Origin of the sequence: Arthrobacter sp. ISL-85 (assembly GCF_018613675.1) — a bacterium.
GTDB lineage: Bacteria > Actinomycetota > Actinomycetes > Actinomycetales > Micrococcaceae > Arthrobacter.
In genome coordinates, this window is record NZ_JAGGPQ010000009.1 from 33,414 (window position 1) to 48,655 (window position 15,242).

Sequence of the window (15,242 nt, forward strand, 5' to 3'; positions counted from 1 at the left end):
GACTCTGTGCAGGCGCATGTCCTCCTACCCAAAGGCGGTACGCAGGACCTGGTGGAAAGTTGGGAACCACCAAGCTCCAGCTGACGCAACATTTCTGGCGGGCTCTCCACCAGCTCCACGCGCACAGCTATGACCGGTAAGCGGTCGACCGTCGATCCCCACCTCGACGTGATCAAAACTGGCCGTTCTTTCAGACTCCACTGCCGGTCTATGCCGGACATCGAACGCCAGCTTTACGAATCTGCATCATCGGCGGTTTCAAAAATGACCAAGGAGGAAAGCATTTCCCAGGTCCGTGTCTGGAGGGCGATCAGAACCGGGTGCCAAGGTGGTGTAGGAGCTTGGGTGTACGTATGTTTCCGCAGGCCAGAGGCCGGTTTGCCTTGAGGATTGGCGGGGGAAATTTATGGAACCTTGAGGGTTTGCGAGGGTGAATATTGAGAGGCGGCTTCAAGAATGGGATCGCGGCCCGATGGGGGGCTGAAACCTAGCTGAGGAGCCCTCCCTGCATTCGACCCTGTCCTTGAGTCAGACCCAGACGCCCACTTTGGCTTGCGTTGATGCAAGCCCAGGAGCAGCTACGAAATCAATGTACGAGCCCATTCCTCCCTCGGTGAAGGGGGCTTTGCGGGTAGTCGTGTTGGTGCCGGCCTACAACGAGGCGAGCTCGATCGGCGCCACCCTTGATGGCTTGATGCTGCAGTCACGCCAGGCGGACCTGGTGGTGGTGATTCCCAACGGATGCACCGATACCACCGCCCTGGAGGCCCGGAAGTACCCGGTGACCGTGATGGAGCTGCCCCGGCTGGAGCACCGCAAATCAGAAGCCCTGAACCGGGCGTGGAACGAATACGCGTACGACGCCGACGTGGTGGTCTGCCTTGACGCGGACACCGTGCTTCCCCCCAACGCCCTGGCAGCGTGGGAGCGCGAGTTCAGCGGCCGGCGGGCTGCGCGGCTGGGTGGGTCGTCCTCGAAGTTTACGATGCAGGACCCCGGATTCCTCTCCAGGCTGCAGAAGGCAGAGTTCGCCACCTGGACGGACACCGCCCTGCGCCGCCGGCAGACGTCCGTCCTGGCAGGGACGGGATGCGCGATCAACAATGCGGTCCTGCGGCAGATCGCAGCCCGGGACGACCGTGAGGGGCCGTGGGTCTACACCTCCCAGGTGGAGGACTTTGAGCTGACCTACCGGATCCGGGAGCTGGGGTACGTCTGCCAGGTCTCCCCTGACGTCCGCGCTTACACGGACTCGATGAAGACCATCAAGGCGTTGTGGGGCCAGCGGATGAAGTGGCAGGTGGGAACGGTCGAGGACCTCCTGGTGCTGGGCATCAACCGGCTGACCCTCCGTGACTGGGGCCAGCAGGCCATGGGGCTGCTGGGCGTTTTCCTGAAGCTCCTGTGGATCGCCGTCATTGTCCTGTCACTCGCCCTGGGCGTTTTCCAGTTCGTCTTGTTCTGGTGGCTGGTTCCCGTGTTGTTCGTTGCGCTGGACATCAAGCGCGCGTTGCGGATTCCGCACCGGGACTGGAAGGACATCCTTCTGGCCGCCACCTTTTTCCCCCAGGAATTGTTCATGTGGCTGCGGTCCGGGTGGTTTCTTGCCTCCTGGTGCGCGGTCCTGACCACCAAGATCACCCGACGGCGGATCGACCGTTGGGAAGCCCAATACACCGCAGAGGACATCTGAATCATGTACGGAATGACCACCACTATCCCCGCTACCGGAGCTGCCACCCTGGCCTACACGGGCCTGAACGTCGGCTCGTCGCTTCTCACGGGCATGGGCGTCGTGCTTATCGGCGTGGCCCTGCTTTCACTGCTGCGTAAGGGAAGCAAGGTCAGGCCCTGATGCCGCCCGCACTGGCCCGGCCTGGAGCATCCGGGCCAGCTGCGGAGGGTCAGGAAACCCGGTCAGGACGTGCGCCGGGCCAGCAGGGCGTTCTTGAACGCTGTGGCGGAAGTGGTGCTGCTGTTGATCCGCCAGTCCGTTTCCTTTTGCATGTTGAACCACACGAAGCCCATCACATCGGGCTGGGCCGCCAGGTAGGACACCAGGGACGTATTCCACGCAGCCTTGTCGCCGCCGGCTTCGCTCGAGGCCGTCTCGGCAATCAGGATCGGGACTGCCGGGGCAAGGGAACGCAGTTGGGCGATGCCCGGCGCGAAGAGGTCCTGCGGGGAGATCCAGGCGCTCCAGGATGCGGAAGTTCCCCAGTTGTAGCCGTCCAGGGCCACAACATCCACGTAGCCAGCCCCCGGGTACAGCCCGGCCAGGTCCGTGGAGCCGTAGTACGGGACGTTGGGGCTCCAGACCCACGAAACATTGCTGGCGCCCTGGGCGGCGATGACGTCGTGAACGTGCCGCCAGGCCTGGACGTAATCCCCGGGCTGGTTGCCGTTGACGCTTTCGGCCCACGGGTACCAGTCGCCATTCATTTCGTGGGCAAACCGCAGCTGGACCGGGTAACCCCAGGAGGCCAGCGCCCGGCCCCATTGGGCGATGTGCGCATCGAAATCGCCGGCGGTGATCCTGGCCAGGCTGTACGCGGGCTGGTCTACGCCGCCGCCCCAGAGCCAGGGCTCCCAGGTGACCAGCGGCACGGCGCCCCGTGCGCGGAGGGCGTTCATCTCGGTGATGGGTGCCGGCTGCGCGAAGTCCTCGTAGAACAGCACGCTGGACGGGGCTTCACCGGCAAGAACTGCCACGTCGTCGAGCTCGCTGCCGGCCAGGGGGCCTCCGGCTGTGGCTGCGCCGAAGCGGAGCCTGGCCGTACTGATGGGCGGCACCGCCGGGGTTGGCGCGGCAACCGTGAACACGGCCGAAGCCTGAACCGAGGACGTCTTGGCGGTCACCGTGACCTTGCCCGTGGCTGTTGCCGGGATGGTGGCGGGGGCGCTGAACGCGCCGGCCGCCGTCGTCTTCAAGGGAAAAGTAGCCGAGCCCACCACTACGGTTCCGGTGGTGGAGGCTTTGAAGCCGCTGCCGGTGACCGTGATGGAGGTTCCGGCAGGTCCCGTGGCGGGACTCAGGGAAATCTGGGCCACAGCTGCCTGCGCGGCCACGGGCTGAACCACCGTCATGGCCAGGGCAAGGCCCAGGCCTGCGGCCACAGCCGCCAAGTGCGTCTTGATGGATGTGAGCAAGGCTATCGGTCCCCAGAATCGTCGTGGCAGCCAGGTTTACTGCCGGCCAGCTGCGCCGGGCGGCGCATTCCTGATCGTAAGGGCCGTGCGGTGAAGTTGATCGGGCCTTGATCGAATTCTGTGGAAAAACTGTGTCAGGACTGCGCCAGGGCGGTCCGGGAACGGATGCGTGTGCCCCTCCACCTACATCAAGGAAAGAAGAGGTGAATCTGTGGATGAAGACCATCTGAAGGGGACCAACGATCCGGGCCCTAGGGTCGTAGATCTGGCCGTTTTGGAAAGGCTGCGTGAGGAACTGGATGACGACGAGGGCTGGCTCTTCCTTCAGCGGGTCGGTTCTGGGTGGCGGTACTCGAACAGTCACGGTCAACGAGCCGGCTTTGGGACTTCAGGTGAGCCGGTAGCCTACTCCCCGGACCGTTTCGATCCAGCGTGGGTTGCCGTGGTCGTCTCCGAGGTTTCGGCGGAGTTGGCCGGTGTGGACTTCCACTGCCCGTTCCTGCGCGGAGCTGACGAAGGTTCCTGAGCCGTAGGGCTCGTTGCGCAGCCCGGGGACCAGCTCCGCTCTGGTCTGGACTCGACGGCCGTTATCCATGAGTGCCAGCAAAAGATCGAATTTGGTGCGGGTGAGGTGGACGGGGGCACCGTCAACCTCGACAGTGCGGGTCGCTTCATGAACGCGAAGCCCGTGATGCTCGAAGTCGTATTCCACAGGGCCGGACCGTTTTGTCGGTGAAAGGGGGTCTGGCAGGGTCGGGGCAGCGGAGTGTCCATGATCTGCTGTCGGCGCCTCTGCGGCGGGAGTTCTGGGGCGTCGAAGCAGCGCCCGGACGCGGGCGAGCAGTTCCCGTGGCCTGAATGGTTTGGTGATGTAGTCGTCAGCGCCTGCCTCTAGAGCTATTACTGCGTCCGCTTCGTCTGCCAGGCGGGAGATCATGATCAGGTAGGCCTCGCTAAAGCCCCGGATCCGGCGTAAAGCTTCGATTCCGCCGAAGTCAGGCAACCCCACGTCCATGGTCACGACAACAGGGTTATAGGCCGCGACGGCTTTCACTCCCTCACCAGCCGATGACACGGGTGAACCGTGAAACCGGACTGCACCAGCAGCTTCGCCAGTGCTTCCCTGACAGCGGGGTCGTCCTTTACGACAACAGCCATTCCCTGCCCAGCCATACCTGGTCCTTCCGCTAAACCTGTGGTGCAGATCAAGTTCTAGCCGCGGCGGATCAAGAACAGGGCGTTGCGGGCGCAGGAATGGATCAATAATCGGACAATCTAGCCGTAAACGGACGGCCGGTGGGTTTGCGGCTGGCATTATCAGGTAGAGAAACCCCGGACGATACCTGGGGAAAGAAACGATCATTCACCGCTGATCTCATCCGGAGGCGTCGGCCCTGCGTGCTGTCCTGTTGAAGATGCTGCCCGGGTTCTCCTGGGATGTATGGGGTGGAACTGATCCGCCGATGTGGTGACCGGGCGCTTAGGCAGGGTTCCGAGGATCGGCAGGACTGTTGGGTTATCGTGCCATCACAGGAAAGGGGGGGGAAGGTTTGCAGCTGAAACGCTTTGCTCATAAAGAATCGCTGGCGCAGGGGTTGACCGGCCCTGAGCGCTGTGAGGCCAGTAGGTTGGTGCCGGGTCCGGCGGAGAACGCTCAGGCAGAAGTTGCCCCGGTATCGGCTGCTTTGCTCGCCCGTGCCCTGGATACGGTTTCTGAAGCCTCCCTCATCACTGACGCGAAACAGAACGTGCTGTACGCGAACCAGGCCTTCGAAGCGGTCACGGGATACAGCCAGGAGGAGATCCTCGGCCGGAATTGCCGGATCCTTCAAGGACCTGGCTCGGACCCTGAAACGGTCTTGATGATGAGGGCTGTGCTGGGCCGCGGAGAAACGTTGCGCTGTGAAATTCTGAATTACCGCAAAAACGGGACGCCGTTCTGGAACGGTCTGACTATTTCCGCCCTGCGCGGGGCTGCTGGTTCCATTACTCACTTCGTGAGCGTGCAACGCGATATCACGTCCCAGAAAACCCTGCAGGAACAACTGCAGTTCATGGCGTTGAATGATCCGGTCACTGGCCTGCCCAACCGGACAGCTCTGGAACAGTATCTGTCCCAAACCGAAGACACCTCTGCCGGCCTCACAGCAGTCGGGATCATCGATCTTGACGACTTCAAAACCGTCAACGACCGCCATGGACATGAAACCGGGGACGTGCTACTGGCCAAGCTCGCCCGAAGGCTTGGAAAGCGAACCCGTGACCAGGACTTCCTGGCCCACTTGGGCGGAGACGAATTCGTCGTTGTCATCACAGGACTGTCCCCGGAAGACCCTGTGAAAGAACTAAGCCATATTGCCGAGGCTCTCCACGATGCAGTGGACACTAACTTCACACTGGAGCCCGGTGTGCGCGTCCGGGCGGCAATGAGCATGGGCCTTGCCCTTTGGGCGTCAGGCCCAAATGGTGGTAACGCCGCCCTTCGACGCGCTGATGCCGCTTTGTACCGGCTCAAAGCCCGAAAAGGGGACCGTGATAAATGGTGGCATCTGGAGGACCGTATCCCCACCGGGGAAAGAACCCTCGCCCCGGCCGCGGGCGGGCTGAGCCCCAACGGCACCCTCGACTCCCCCATCCCCGCCCTGGTCCAGGAATACAAAAGCCGGCTCTTTGATGGCGGGCTGGTCATGTACTACCAGCCGATCATGGACCTGCGCACCCACCAGATCCACTGCGCCGAGGCACTGACCAGACTCGTCCTGGGTGACGGGACCGTCGTCCCGGCAGGTACCTTCCTGCCACATCTCAACACGGAGGACACCAATGCGCTGCTCCGGGCCGGGCTGGACCAGGTCCTGGGCCAGCTCACGGCGTGGGATGGACTGGGCTACCGTCTGAACGTCAGTGTCAACCTCTCCCCGTCCACTCTCCTGAACCCTGACTGCACACGGTGGGTTGCCACTGCCCTGAACCGGTACAACTTCCCCCCAGAACGGCTCACCTTCGAACTACTCGAAACCAGCAAGGCCGACGATGAAGCCCAGCAACGAGGCATTCATGAGCTCCTCGAACTCGGGGTCGGCCTCGCGCTTGATGACTTGGGATCCGGTCACAGCACCCTACGGCGGCTCACAGCGCTGCCGTTCAAAACCGTCAAAATCGACCGGCAGCTTCTCCACCAATTTTCGTCCTCCCCCGTGAAAACCATGACGTTCCTTTCCAGCATGGTCTCCATGGGCCAGGACATGGGCTGGGCCATGGTCGCCGAAGGCCTCGAGAACGCCGACCTCACCGAAGCGGTACGGATCCTGGGCATCCCGTACGGCCAGGGCTTCCACCTCGCCAAGCCGATGCCCGGTGACAACATCCCGGACTGGATAACAAAGAACTCACAGCAGGAGAACACAGACCTGATCACCACCTACGCCGGCGCTCTCGCCTACCACTGGCAATTCACACGCCTGAAAACCCCCCACACCCACACCCTGCAGTCCTGCCCCCTCACACCTTTCCTGACAAAACACGCCAAAAACGGCGTCATTCAGGGCCTGCACGGGGAACTCCACTCAGGCCGATCCCACTACGCCCCGGCGTCGGAGGAACTCCTGCAATGGATGGTTAACAACGTCACCGATGGTCAAAGAAACAAACCCATACTCCCCTTCAGGCAGCCAGCCCTCCTTGGGCGACCACCTTGGTAAAGGCCTAAGTACCCGCACGGCTGCGTCACCAATCCCGGAAAACAGCCAAAGCAGCCCGAGGACGCCGGCAGAAACTGCTGTCACGGAAGTCAAAGGGCCGTCAGCATCTGTAGTATCCCAACAGAATTACGCCTGAGCCCCCGCCCCGTTCCCATCCAACCGCTGCACGAGAGAGCAGAGACACCGCTATGACCGTTCCGCCCCCTGCCCGGCTCCGGGACCTCCGCATCGCCCCTGATGAGCCGGCAAGGTTGAAATCCCTCGCCGAAACCGGGCTGCTTGACTCACCGGCCGAGGAAGGGTTTGACCGGATCACCAGGCTCGCGCAGAAACTCTTCGGTGTCAGCGCCGCTTCCGTGGCCCTGATCGGCGAGGACAGGCAGTTCCTCAAATCCGTCGTCGGGGACCTTGAGGTGAACGCCCCGAGGGAAGTGTCTTTCTGCACCCATACGATCCTCACACCCCATACCCTCGTTGTTGAAGACGCCCAGCAAGACGAAAGGTTCAGCAACAATCCGTTGGTCCTGGGCCAACCCAACATCCGTTTCTACGCCGGGCAACCCCTGCAGGGACCGGGCGGCCATAACATCGGCACCCTGTGCATCATCGACCAGGAGCCCAGGACATTCACTGAGGAACAAAAACAGGTCCTCCACGACCTCGCCGCGATCGCCCAACGCGAAATCAATGTCCGCACCGACCTCAAAAATGGGGCCAAAATCCAGCAAGCCCACCTGCCCGGAAGCGCTCCATCCCTGCCCGGCTACGACATCAGCGCGTACTGCCGGCCGGCAGGTGAGCTCTCCGGAGACTTCTACGACTGGCACGTCATCAGCGGCCGGTTTCGGTTCACCCTGGCAGATGTCATGGGTAAAGGGACCGGACCGGCAATCCTCACCGCAACCGTCCGGGCAGGCCTGCGCGCAACGGCCGCGCTCGACCCCGCCGCGGCACTGACGGCGGTATCGGAGGAACTGCTCACCAACCTGGCACGGAGCGAATCGTTCGTGACCGCGTTCCACGCCGAATTGGACCCGGCCACGGGAACGGTCCGCTACTCCGACGCCGGGCACGGTCTCGCCCACCACGTAACAGGCGACGGTGCCATCACCAGGCTGCCCACCTCAAACGCGCCGCTGGGGATTATGGCCGGGATGCAGTGGCACACTCGCGGCATCACCCTCAACCACGGGGATTCCCTCATCATCCCCAGCGACGGGGTCCTCGAACTCCTCCACGAAGACCTGGACGACCTCGCAGCAGCACTGAAGCAGCTAACCACCAGCACCGATATCCCCGCCGATCTGAACCGGATGGCCATCGGTTCAGGGTCCCCCAGCGACGACGTCACCGTCCTGATCCTCCGCAGAACCTGAAACAACAACGGAGATCTCGCCCCTTCACTTACCGCTGACGGTCACGAGTCGCGATCGCGTGCACCCCGAGACCCTGTTGCTGTTGCTGCCCCGCTCCATCATGTACGCCTTCGACTTTCGCTGTATTCCTGACCCAAGGAGAAACCATGGAAGCCGTGCTCACCGCACCCGTCCTCACCGTTACTGTCACCGACCGGGACAGCAGAGACGTGGACTTGGAGGCTGCCGTCATCGCCATGAGAGAACAGGCCCTCCTCGGCGGCCGACAGGGAATACTTGTCACACGGCACGCACCGGGGAAATTCACCGTCGAACTCAGCGACGATGTGCCCTTCGGTTTCACACATGAAAGGGACGCCACGATCTGAACGCGGCGCCTACCGTAACGGCCTGCGCCCCTGACATTTAGTGGCAGGTGCCAGCAGGAAAAGCGGCCCGGGCGGTGGTCTTGAGAGAGTTATGAAACGGCCGGGAAAATGGCCACTACAAGAGGATAAAAATGAATTTTACGTCTGAGCTCAGGGATTCTTACGCGGAAGTGACGGCGGACGGCCGGCTCAATATGGTTGCCGCGCCCCAGCTAAGGGAGTTCATCGGGAACCTGATCACTGACGGGTCCCCCCGTATTGTCCTGAACCTGGAGAAGACCAGCTTCATGGATTCCTCAGGCCTGGGCGCGCTCATCGGTTGCCTCAAAGCGGCCCGGCAGGCCGGTGGGGACCTCCGGATTGCTGGGGTCACCCCGCAGGTGAGGATGGTGCTGCAGCTGACAAGTATGGACAAGGTTCTTGCCCCTTACGCCACTGTTGAAGAGGCATTCAGCAATGACTGAGGTTATTGCCTCGCGCAGCTTCCGCGGAACCGCGGCCGAGGACGCCATCGAATCCGTGCACAACGATCTGGAAAGCCTGTGGCTGGAAGTGCCCTTCGTCCAGGACATCGACCAGATGACGTTCACTACGGCGGTCATCGAGTCCGCGTCCAACGTCGTTCAGCACGCTGAACCGGCAGGACAGGCCGAGGTGGAGCTTGGTGTGGACATCGTTGTCTGCCGCACGCTGCTGCAGGCCCGCGTCAGCGCCTTTCACGCCAAACCGCCGTTCGGTCCAATGGAACCGGGAACCCCCGGCAAAGACGCGGAGTCCGGCCGGGGCCTGGCGCTGATCCAAGCGCTGGTCACCACCGTCAACTTCGAACGGCAGGACAGCACCAACACCTGGGTGCTGTCCCGGACACCACCCCACTGAACCCGGCAGCAACGAACAGCCGAGCTGAACGGGAGCCCTGAAAGCCGGAAAGTTACGCACTGCTCAAGGCTCAACCGCTGCCGTCAGGCTCCCCCAGCCACCCCCAATCAAACGCAGAACCCGAGCCCGACGAAACCCATCGAAGGACCGCAAAGTGGGACCCATCCCGGTGGCCCGCGGCAATCCGGCGCCCGAAAAGAAACAGAGAGTGATGACCCTGCAGATGATGTCCAGTCCCGTGGAAAAATTGGCAGGACTGGACGAGTTGTCGCCGGTCCTGAAGCAGGTCCCGATCTTCATCCTGTTTGTTCTTGCCGGGGTGATGAGCGCCTCGATCAATACCCTGGCCGTCACCAGCTGGCCGGCGCTGAGTGCCAGTGCAGTGCTGGTCACAGTGGCGACCACCCTGGCGGTCCCCTTCGGCCGGGCCCGGCTGGCGCAGTTCGCCACGGTCGTACCCGCACTGGACTTCCTCGCAGCGGGCGCCCTGCGTCACGGCACCGGGGAAAGCCAGTCGATCTACGCCTCCCTGGTTCTCCTGCCCGTCCTGTGGTTCGCTTCACTGAAGGGCAGGCGCTATGTGGCCTACGCCGTGGGGGGAGCCGGGGTCGCCATCCTCGTTCCCTTCGCGTTGGGTTCAACTATCAACAACAACCCGCACGAGCTCTTGCGGGGCCTGTACAGCACGCTGATCTTCGCTCTGGCCGCCGTAGTCGTGAACGAACTCGCCCGGAAAGCCCGCGCCAATCTGGCCGTCGCACGGCAGAAGGCAGAAACCGCGACCGAGGAACTGAACCGTGCCGCGCAGATCCAACGCTTCCTCCTGCCCCAGGGCGCCGCTCCGCTGCCCGGCTATGAGACCGCCGGGGCGTGCCTTCCCTCCAAAGCCGTTGGCGGTGACTTCTTCGACTGGTACCTCATCGACGGGGGCCTGGCCTTCACCCTGGGCGATGTCATGGGCAAAGGCGCCGGAGCCGGCATGATCGCCGCGACCACCCGGGCGGTCATCCGTAGCGCCAAAAGCAACCATGACCCGGTGGCCGCCCTGCACCTCACGGCCGACTGCTTCGCCACCGACCTGGACCAGGCGTCCTCGTTCGCGACCCTCTTCCACGCAAGACTCCGCGCGGAAGACGGCAGGGTCTTGTATTCCGACGCCGGACACGGCCTCACCCTGCTCGTCCGTGCCAACCGGACATGGGAACGCCTCGCCTCGAGGGATCTTCCCGTTGGTTTGATGCCGGACACCCGATGGGAATCACACGAGATATTCCTTAACCCCGGCGACATGATCGTCAGCTTCAGCGACGGAATCCTGGACTTATACGACGGCACCCTCGCCGCTATCAACAACGTCGCTGAACTGGCCCTCGCCGCCTCCTCCGCCCAGGACCTCGTGGACTCCGTTACCGCTCAAGCCAGCACAAACAGCAACCCCGACGACGTCACCGTCCTCGCCATCCGCCGCGAACACGGGACTATGCGGAAATCTTGATCCAGACGACCTACTTTTCGGGCAGGCCAGGCCAGGTCACAGTGTCTGCTGGAAGTGGTCGTAGTCCGCACTCAGGCCCGGGTTTTCCCACCGCTGCCTATGGGGGTGAACTTGGCGGAGCGGCGCCCGGTTCACGGGGATGTCCAGGAAGGCGGGGGCGAGGTCGAACGGTTCATCTGACCAGTGACTCGGCAATCCGGAGAGGGCATAATCCGGATGCGACGGCTCGTCCAGGACGTCCACAACCTGCTCGTATCCGGCAAATCCTCCCGTATCTTCCAGCGGCCGCGACTAGTTTCGGTCGCCAGGGAGGTTGCTAATCAACCAGTTCAGGGCAGTGCTTTCGTCCGTAAAAAACTGCACCGGGTGGACGGATTGCCTCACCGAGGCCGCGAGGACCCTGTCCATCGGTGTGTCGCCCAGCATGGCAGCGGCCAGGACCATTTCCTCAGCCCCGAACAGCACGCGGGCGTGGAGGCTCATGGTCAGGATCGTGGACATGTCGACCAGGATCGCGTACGGCACGTGATCGACCAGTGCCAGGCTCTTCTCGAGGACGTCCTTCGCGTCAGCGGGGAGCACCTCAGTGTCAGGCAGCCATGTCAGGCGTATCAGGGCCGGGCGGAGCAACGTAATGCTCGCCTTACCGTCCGCCGCAGGTATCTCAGTCATCAGTACTCTCGAGAGAGCAAGTGCAGCATGAGCTTACGGAGCATGGGGATGCTCGGTGAGCCAGCGAAGGGCCTCGTCGTTCGCCGTAAAGTACCGGGTGGGGTAAGGCGGGTCATGGACTTCCGCGAAGTGGTTAGCGAGGGCTTTATCGACCGGAGACGGTCCCACGATGGCCATCGCGGCAATGTCCAGTGTCTTGGCGAAGCGCAGCAGCGCAGCCCGAGTAATGGACGCCATACTGTTGAGTTCGACAAGCATTGGCGGACACACACCCGCGCTCACCGCACTGGCTTGCTCCACGAGAGCGGCGGCATCCTTGTCGGTCACGCTTGTGCCGTGGAGCCAGTGGATCCAGAGGACACTGTCGCGCACGGACGCAGTGAAAGCCTCGCCCTGCACTTCAGATCGGTCTGAAGCCACCGAACCCCCTGAAATCGATTTGCTGGTTACCTGTCGGTTCTTGTCGACACTACCCACTCTTACACCCGGGGCACTAAGTGGAGCCCAAGTTGTTGCGAGTCTTTCCCCGATTACGCAGCTGCGGGGCGGCCTCTGTCCTGGACACACGCTGGACCAGAACGAGAAACGTCAGTTCGAGGACCAGATCCTTGACCAGGTGTTTACGGGCAAGGCTTCAGGCAGGGACGGCGCGCCAGGCCCCACTCGCCGAACTGCTGCGCTTCGCCCGCGATGGGGACACCGTCGTGGTGCACAGCATGGACCGGCTTGCCCGGAACCTGGATGACTTCCGTGCTCTTGCCCAGGGCCTCACCCGCAAGGGCGTGCGCGTCGAGTTCGTGAAAGAGCACCTGGTCTTCACGGGCGAGGACTATCCCATGGCCAACTTGATGCTGTCCGTCATAGGTGCTTTCGCTTCTCACCGGCTTTACAGAACCTGTATTTGCGACTCTTAATTTGGGCTTGGGGAGGAGGCCCCGGAAGGGCCCAGTTACTTGCCCGATATGTGGTGAATGTCCCTGCTGTTCGTGCGGGCTACACGTATGCGATTTGACCGTGGTGGCCTCGCTGCCTCCTTTGGTGAGTTACCGGCGGAGAGCGCCACCCTGTACGACAGCGGGGCCGGCAGGCGCGACTATTTCCGGTCTGGTTGTGCGGGCGTTATCTGCCCGGTCAGGACGAATGCCGACAGCAGGAGGACCATCCCGGCGTACCCGGTTGCGGTAGCGGTGAGCCCGAGGCTGCTGATGAGGGCGCCGGCTGCGATGGCCGGGACGCTGTTGGCAACGTAACTCACGACGTAGACCGCTGAGAGCAGTCCAGCGCGTTCGTGCGGGGCAGCTTGCGGCAGGAGGGTGCGGGGCACGCCCAGGAAACCGGCACCGAAACCGACGCCTGCAATAATTGTCGCGGCGAAGTACAGGCCCACCGAACCGGTGGTGAGGGCCGCTATGGTTGCGGCCATGCCCGCTATCAGCGCGATCATGCCGATCCGGAGGACCTTGGGCGCCGGGACGGATCCGAGTACGAGTGTGGCGATACCACCGGTACCGGTGAGCGCTGCGACGACGAGGCCGGTCAGGACCGCGGTGTCGGGCCCGGCCATCGCCCTGATAATGCTTGGGCCGAGCGAGAGGATCAAATCGCCCAGGGACCAGGTCGCTACCGCGGCCGGCAGAACCCACACCGCGGTGGATCGGACGGCCGCGGGGAAGTGAACGCGCGGGCGTAAGGAGGCAGCGGCCCCGGGTGTGCGGGTGATCGTCTCGGGACTGAGGACAGTGCCGATGACCTGCAGCACGAGCAAGACCAGCAAAGCCACGTAGATGCTGCTGATTGCTGCCGGAGCGGCAGCAACGACAAGGCTGGACGCTACCGCGCCGGCAGCCAAACCCACTGCGGGGCCGGCCCCGTTGAACACCGTTCCAAGTCCGGCCCGCACGGGTGCTTCGAGCTCGATAAGGTATGCACCCAGAGCGCCGATGGCACTTCCGGTGGCGAGGCCCTGGATAAGGCGTGCCATTATCAGGGGCACTTCACTGCCGGCGGAGATGAACACCAGCATCGAAACGATTTCCAAACCGAGGCAGGCCAGCAGGACGGGACGCCGACCAAGATGGTCTGAGAGTGAGCCCGCGGTTAATAATGACGCCAGCAATGCCAGCACGTACGCGGCAAAAATCATGGTCAAGACCACTGGAGGAAAGCCCCACTGGTTCTGGTACAGCGGATACAGCGGGCTGGGGGCACTCGAGGCGGCCATCAGCACCACCAATACCGAAGACTGCAGCCAAAAAGCCGCGGCAGGACGAAGCCGCATCCGGTACGTGCTTACTTCTGGTGCAACCTGCACAAGGAACCTTTCGGGAAAGGGAAAGCGAAGATTTCGCGTTTCCACGCTACTGGCTACGCCCCACGAACGCAAAAGATTCGCGATAAGCTGAAGTGGTGTCTATGCCCGACCCTCGACCCCATGGCCGTGCCGCGCGGGTCCAGCATGCTGTCCACACCGCTGTCCGCACTCTTCTGGCCCGGGAGGAACGGACCAGTATCACCGTGCCGCGCATAGCTGAACTGGCCGGGGTCGCGCCGTCAACCATCTACCGGCGCTGGGGTGACCTGAACCAATTATTTGCCGACGTGGCCGTGGCCCGGCTGCGCCCCCAAGGGCCCCCGGACACCGGCTCCGTCCGGGGGGACTTGATGGCCTGGGCCGAGGAATACCTGGAAGAGGCAGGCTCGCCCACGGGCCGGGAATTTCTGCGGGACATGATTTCCGGCCGGCCGGACCACAACAGCGCGCTCCAAGGTGGGGAATACGCGCGGGCACGGGTGGAAACGATCCTCGAACGCGGCCGGCGCCGAGGGCAAACCACACCCGACCTCGAGGAAGTCATCGACATGCTGCTGGCCCCGATCGTCTACCGGATCCTCTTCGAAGCCGGAGACCTGCCACCAAACTTCATCAAGCACCTAACTGGTCGGCTGTTCCGGTGAATCAGGAGGGACCCCCATTATCCGCGGCGCTGCCACCACCGCTGCTGTGGCAACCGGCGCGAAGGGCTTCCCAGCTCCTCCCCCAGACTCAACGCATGCTTCACTGAGAGATATTCACGGTCCCCCCGGACCTTGCGCAGGCTCGGGCGTCCCCGACCCCCGCCCGCCTCACACCGTGCCCAGGCAGCGAATCGCAGCCCCAGGAAACAAGCAAACGAAGCAGACCGCAGTAGCCCGCACCACGGCGGTTCGTGAATGCGCCGGAACAGGCCTCATCACCGATTTTTGCCCGGCCCCGCCACCCCGGCAGGCGGCTGCCACCGGTTACGGCAGGACCGGGGGGAGTGAGTCCGCTCCCCCGCCCACATGACCTGCCTACCCAGCCCAGTCGCTAGGTTTACAGAATCCTAACTATCGGCTCTATATCTTGGTCCGGGGAGAGGCTCCGGAAGGGGTTGCACCCGGTCATCATGCCGGGGATTTTTCTCGCTTCCCGTGGTGGTGCCGAACCTGGCGGCCAGCGCCCGTTTCACGGCCGGGAGGCCAGGGGCCAGCTGAATGGTTCGTCCGAACCAGTTACCTCGGCTGTCCAGAGAGAGTATTCGGCATGGTCCGGATGTGACGGGTTCGCCATGGCATCGATGAT

Annotated in this window: 14 protein-coding genes and 1 pseudogene; 10 read left to right on the forward strand and 5 right to left on the reverse strand. The window is 63.0% G+C overall.

Features of this window, described 5'->3' with window-relative positions; all coding sequences use genetic code 11:
* The first annotated feature begins 589 nt into the window (after window positions 1-589).
* Together J7I84_RS07175 and J7I84_RS07180 are read left to right on the forward strand one after the other, a co-directional pair.
* On the forward strand, window positions 590-1,693 hold the full coding sequence (locus J7I84_RS07175; RefSeq protein WP_214942648.1) for a glycosyltransferase family 2 protein: 1,104 nt from the start codon (window positions 590-592) through the stop codon (window positions 1,691-1,693).
* Between the two features lie 12 nt (window positions 1,694-1,705).
* Window positions 1,706-1,855: a hypothetical protein gene (locus J7I84_RS07180; protein ID WP_214942651.1), complete on the forward strand. Its 150-nt coding sequence runs from the start codon at window positions 1,706-1,708 to the stop codon at window positions 1,853-1,855.
* 62 nt (window positions 1,856-1,917) lie between these two features.
* Here J7I84_RS07180 and J7I84_RS07185 read toward each other — a convergent pair whose 3' ends face one another.
* Together J7I84_RS07185 and J7I84_RS07190 are read right to left on the reverse strand one after the other, a co-directional pair.
* Window positions 1,918-3,087: a glycosyl hydrolase gene (locus J7I84_RS07185; RefSeq protein ID WP_214942939.1), complete on the reverse strand. Its 1,170-nt coding sequence runs from the start codon at window positions 3,085-3,087 to the stop codon at window positions 1,918-1,920.
* Between the two features lie 451 nt (window positions 3,088-3,538).
* Window positions 3,539-4,225 carry a response regulator transcription factor gene (locus tag J7I84_RS07190; RefSeq protein WP_311381094.1) on the reverse strand — a complete coding sequence of 229 codons (687 nt, stop codon included), beginning with the start codon at window positions 4,223-4,225 and terminating at the stop codon, window positions 3,539-3,541.
* 556 nt (window positions 4,226-4,781) lie between these two features.
* Between J7I84_RS07190 and J7I84_RS07195 the strand changes: the two genes are divergently transcribed.
* The 6 genes from J7I84_RS07195 (at window position 4,782) to J7I84_RS07220 (ending at window position 10,969) form a co-directional block, all read left to right on the forward strand.
* The gene (locus J7I84_RS07195; RefSeq protein WP_311381095.1) at window positions 4,782-6,851 is read left to right on the forward strand and encodes an EAL domain-containing protein; all 2,070 of its coding nucleotides are present in this window, start codon (window positions 4,782-4,784) and stop codon (window positions 6,849-6,851) included.
* 188 nt (window positions 6,852-7,039) lie between these two features.
* Window positions 7,040-8,227, forward strand: coding sequence for a PP2C family protein-serine/threonine phosphatase (locus tag J7I84_RS07200; protein WP_214942654.1), 1,188 nt, complete (start codon window positions 7,040-7,042; stop codon window positions 8,225-8,227).
* A 146-nt stretch (window positions 8,228-8,373) separates the two neighbouring features.
* Window positions 8,374-8,595: a hypothetical protein gene (locus J7I84_RS07205; protein ID WP_214942657.1), complete on the forward strand. Its 222-nt coding sequence runs from the start codon at window positions 8,374-8,376 to the stop codon at window positions 8,593-8,595.
* 131 nt (window positions 8,596-8,726) lie between these two features.
* Window positions 8,727-9,059 (forward strand): STAS domain-containing protein, encoded by a 333-nt coding sequence (locus tag J7I84_RS07210; RefSeq protein WP_214942660.1) that lies wholly within the window; start codon window positions 8,727-8,729, stop codon window positions 9,057-9,059.
* A complete protein-coding gene (locus J7I84_RS07215; protein WP_214942663.1) occupies window positions 9,052-9,474 on the forward strand; it encodes an ATP-binding protein in 423 nt (140 codons plus the stop codon). Before J7I84_RS07210 ends, J7I84_RS07215 begins: the two co-directional genes overlap by 8 nt.
* A 154-nt stretch (window positions 9,475-9,628) precedes the next feature.
* Entirely contained in the window at window positions 9,629-10,969 is a 1,341-nt protein-coding gene (locus J7I84_RS07220; RefSeq protein WP_311381096.1) for a SpoIIE family protein phosphatase, read from the forward strand.
* Window positions 10,970-11,260: 291 nt separating this feature from the next.
* On the opposite strand, the gene J7I84_RS07225 is transcribed toward J7I84_RS07220, so the two are convergent.
* Window positions 11,261-11,641 carry a hypothetical protein gene (locus tag J7I84_RS07225; RefSeq protein ID WP_214942666.1) on the reverse strand — a complete coding sequence of 127 codons (381 nt, stop codon included), beginning with the start codon at window positions 11,639-11,641 and terminating at the stop codon, window positions 11,261-11,263.
* Window positions 11,642-11,674: 33 nt separating this feature from the next.
* The gene (locus J7I84_RS07230; protein WP_214942669.1) at window positions 11,675-12,013 is read right to left on the reverse strand and encodes an STAS/SEC14 domain-containing protein; all 339 of its coding nucleotides are present in this window, start codon (window positions 12,011-12,013) and stop codon (window positions 11,675-11,677) included.
* Window positions 12,014-12,170: 157 nt separating this feature from the next.
* On the opposite strand from J7I84_RS07230, the pseudogene J7I84_RS07235 reads away from it, so the two are divergent.
* Window positions 12,171-12,516, forward strand: a pseudogene (locus J7I84_RS07235) (recombinase family protein); the annotation flags it as partial.
* A gap of 218 nt (window positions 12,517-12,734) precedes the next feature.
* Here the strand turns inward: J7I84_RS07235 and J7I84_RS07240 are convergent.
* Complete coding sequence (locus tag J7I84_RS07240; RefSeq protein WP_214942672.1) at window positions 12,735-13,952, reverse strand: MFS transporter; 1,218 nt, start codon at window positions 13,950-13,952, stop codon at window positions 12,735-12,737.
* 101 nt (window positions 13,953-14,053) lie between these two features.
* Between J7I84_RS07240 and J7I84_RS07245 the strand changes: the two genes are divergently transcribed.
* The gene (locus J7I84_RS07245; protein ID WP_214942950.1) at window positions 14,054-14,596 is read left to right on the forward strand and encodes a TetR/AcrR family transcriptional regulator; all 543 of its coding nucleotides are present in this window, start codon (window positions 14,054-14,056) and stop codon (window positions 14,594-14,596) included.
* Window positions 14,597-15,242 lie beyond the last annotated feature (646 nt).

Excerpts from the sequence above, each read along its gene's own strand:
- J7I84_RS07245 (WP_214942950.1), top strand. The coding sequence starts at position 14,054 with ATGCCCGACCCTCGACCCCATGGCCGTGCCGCGCGGGTCCAGCATGCT.
- J7I84_RS07205 (WP_214942657.1), top strand. The coding sequence starts at position 8,374 with ATGGAAGCCGTGCTCACCGCACCCGTCCTCACCGTTACTGTCACCGAC.
- J7I84_RS07180 (WP_214942651.1), top strand. The coding sequence starts at position 1,706 with ATGACCACCACTATCCCCGCTACCGGAGCTGCCACCCTGGCCTACACG.
- J7I84_RS07210 (WP_214942660.1), top strand. The coding sequence starts at position 8,727 with ATGAATTTTACGTCTGAGCTCAGGGATTCTTACGCGGAAGTGACGGCG.
- J7I84_RS07215 (WP_214942663.1), top strand. The coding sequence starts at position 9,052 with ATGACTGAGGTTATTGCCTCGCGCAGCTTCCGCGGAACCGCGGCCGAG.
- J7I84_RS07185 (WP_214942939.1), bottom strand. The coding sequence starts at position 3,087 with ATGACGGTGGTTCAGCCCGTGGCCGCGCAGGCAGCTGTGGCCCAGATT.
- J7I84_RS07175 (WP_214942648.1), top strand. The coding sequence starts at position 590 with ATGTACGAGCCCATTCCTCCCTCGGTGAAGGGGGCTTTGCGGGTAGTC.
- J7I84_RS07200 (WP_214942654.1), top strand. The coding sequence starts at position 7,040 with ATGACCGTTCCGCCCCCTGCCCGGCTCCGGGACCTCCGCATCGCCCCT.
- J7I84_RS07225 (WP_214942666.1), bottom strand. The coding sequence starts at position 11,641 with ATGACTGAGATACCTGCGGCGGACGGTAAGGCGAGCATTACGTTGCTC.